Source organism: Variovorax sp. 01T439_2, from assembly GCF_056398445.1.
In genome coordinates, this window is sequence record NZ_JBFTPJ010000952.1 from 1 (window position 1) to 2,237 (window position 2,237).

Annotated in this window: 3 protein-coding genes; 1 reads left to right on the plus strand and 2 read right to left on the minus strand. The window is 67.1% G+C overall.

Going from position 1 to position 2,237, the window contains the following annotated elements:
- Together AC1DOC_RS30285 and AC1DOC_RS30290 are read right to left on the minus strand one after the other, a co-directional pair.
- Positions 1–387, minus strand: a 387-nt coding sequence (locus tag AC1DOC_RS30285) for a PhoD-like phosphatase N-terminal domain-containing protein (protein ID WP_478131187.1), incomplete at its 3' end; no start/stop codon positions are given.
- 144 nt (positions 388–531) lie between these two features.
- On the minus strand, positions 532–1,125 hold the full coding sequence (locus AC1DOC_RS30290) for a hypothetical protein (protein WP_478080078.1): 594 nt from the start codon (positions 1,123–1,125) through the stop codon (positions 532–534).
- Positions 1,126–1,323: 198 nt separating this feature from the next.
- Here AC1DOC_RS30290 and AC1DOC_RS30295 point away from each other — a divergent pair.
- On the plus strand, positions 1,324–2,237 hold a 914-nt coding region (locus tag AC1DOC_RS30295; protein ID WP_478131188.1), incomplete at its 3' end, for a LysR substrate-binding domain-containing protein.

Here is a 2,237-nt window from a genome sequence, read left to right on the forward strand (position 1 = left end):
GCCGAAGCGCTCGTCGCTGGCCACTTCCCACTCGACGTTGAGGGTGCCCGGCGCGGCGGCCGTCACGCGGGTCCAGAGGATCACGCGGTCGGACAAGGGATCGCCGCTCGCGATCCCGTGCTTGAACACCGAGTTGGAGTCGTCGGGCGGACGCCCTCCCCCCACTCCGCCGCCGATGCCGATGCCCCCTCCTCCTCCGCCGCCGCCGCCGCCCCCGCCGCAGGCGGTCAGGCCGATGCCGCTGCCCGAGAACATCGCGAACAGCACGGCGCTGCGCAGCAGCGAGCGCCGGGTGGTGCCGCTCAGGGCTTGCGGGGGGTCGGTGTCTGCATCTTGAACGGCATGGCTTGCCTCGCCGTTGTTCTTCTTCTCGTCGTGGATGCGCATGGCAGTCTCCTGATCCGCCGACGGCAAGACGCACGGCACGCCTCGGTCCCCGTTCGACGTCGGCGCCATTTGAATGTGAGGACCTTGGTTTTCAACGTAGGCTGCCGCCGATGCGCGCGTCAGCCGGAAGCGCACGGCGTGCCCTCAGTTCAAGGTGTCGAAGAGCCTGAAGATCCACGACAGCTGGTAGACCAGCGTGCCGGCCACGAAGACGGTATGAAAGTGCGGGCTCGCCGTTCTGGCCGCCACGATGCACAGCGCCACGAGAACGGGCGTGCGGATCAGGTACTCCAGCGCAAAGCGCGCGAAGTGCGCCTCGCCCTTGATCAGCGTGTCGACCACGTCGAGCAGGTAGGTCGCACCCAGCAGGCCGAAGAACCAGGCGCGCCGGGCATAGAAATAGTCTTCATAGCTCGCGTAGTCGCGCATGCTGTCAGGAAAGAGCAGCGCGCACAGCAGGAACAGCACGATCGCGTAGCTCACGATGAAGGCATAGGTGCCGAAGGTCCAGCTCTCGATCTGATAGAGGCCGAACTCCCACCACCAGAAATGCACCAGCGCCAGCAGCACCGAAGCCACCCACGCAAGGTGCACCGCATAGAGCCGGTACTGCGCCGGGTGCTGCACGATGCGCGCCACGCCCGACAACAGCCGCGTCACGCCAAGGCCGATCACCATGCCCATGACGATGCGGATGTGCGGGAAGATGTCGTGAGCGGAGATGGCTTGTTGCTGCATTCGGGGGCTTGATTGGGTTGGGACGATGCCACGGGTGGCCGGGCTGCCGACGCCACGCTACAGCACCTGGAGGTCGCGGCTTTGCGCAAGACCCTGCTGCGATCGGGCGTTTTGATCACGGCAGGTTGAGCCGCATCGTCGGCCGCCGCCAGGCGCCCGGCCAACCCACAATGCCGTCTTTTGCCTTGGGAGCCGAAGATGGACGAAACCGGAGATGTCGCGGATGACCTGATGGCCCTGGTCGCCGTGGTCGAGGCAGGCGGGTTCAGCGCCGCGAGCCAGCGCTTCGGCATTCCCGTGTCGCGGCTCAGCCGCCGCATCTCGGGGCTCGAGAAACGCCTGAACGTCAGCCTGATCGTGCGCAACTCGCGCAGGTTCAAGGTGACCGACATCGGACAGCGGATGTATGCGCACGGCGCGAATATCCGGGCCGAAGCGCAGCGCGCGCTGTCCGCCGCACGCGACAGCCTGGGCGAGGCATCGGGGACGCTTCGCATCTCGTGTCCCATCGCCTTGAGTGCCATGCTCGTGGGCCCGCTGGCCATCGACTTCAGCCTGAGGCACCCGCGCGTGGCGATCACGCTCGACGCAACCGACGGCCGGCCCTCGGCATTCAGCGATCCCGTCGACCTGTTGATACGCCCTTCGGTCAAGCCGCTTCGCGACTCGAGCCTGGTGATGCGCAAGCTGGCCGACATTCCCTACGTACTCGTCGCATCGCCCAAGGTCCGCGATGCGCTGCCGGGTGCCATGCTTCCCGCGCAGTTGCAGGGCTGCCCGGCGATCGGCTGGACCTTCATGCCGCATCCTGCACGCTGGTTGCTGAGCCATGCGCACGAGGGCGACGCAGAGATCGATGTGCGCGTGCAGTTCACGAGCGACAGCCTGCTGCAGATCCGCGAAGCTGCGCTCGCAGGGCTCGGTGTGGCACAGCTGCCCGCGTCGATGTGCACCGCGGACTTCAAGGCCGGGCGCCTCGGCCTGGTCGCACCCGGCTGGACGCCGCCGCCGATCTCGCTTTTTGCGCTCTATCCCTCGCGGCGCGATCTCACCATCGCGGGGCGCCTTTTTCTGGACGAACTCTGCGAAGCGGCCTCGGCGCTGGGCACGCC

What these genes read in the sequence shown, in the direction of transcription:
- AC1DOC_RS30290 (WP_478080078.1), bottom strand. Translation starts at nt 1,125, where the DNA reads ATGCAGCAACAAGCCATCTCCGCTCACGACATCTTCCCGCACATCCGC.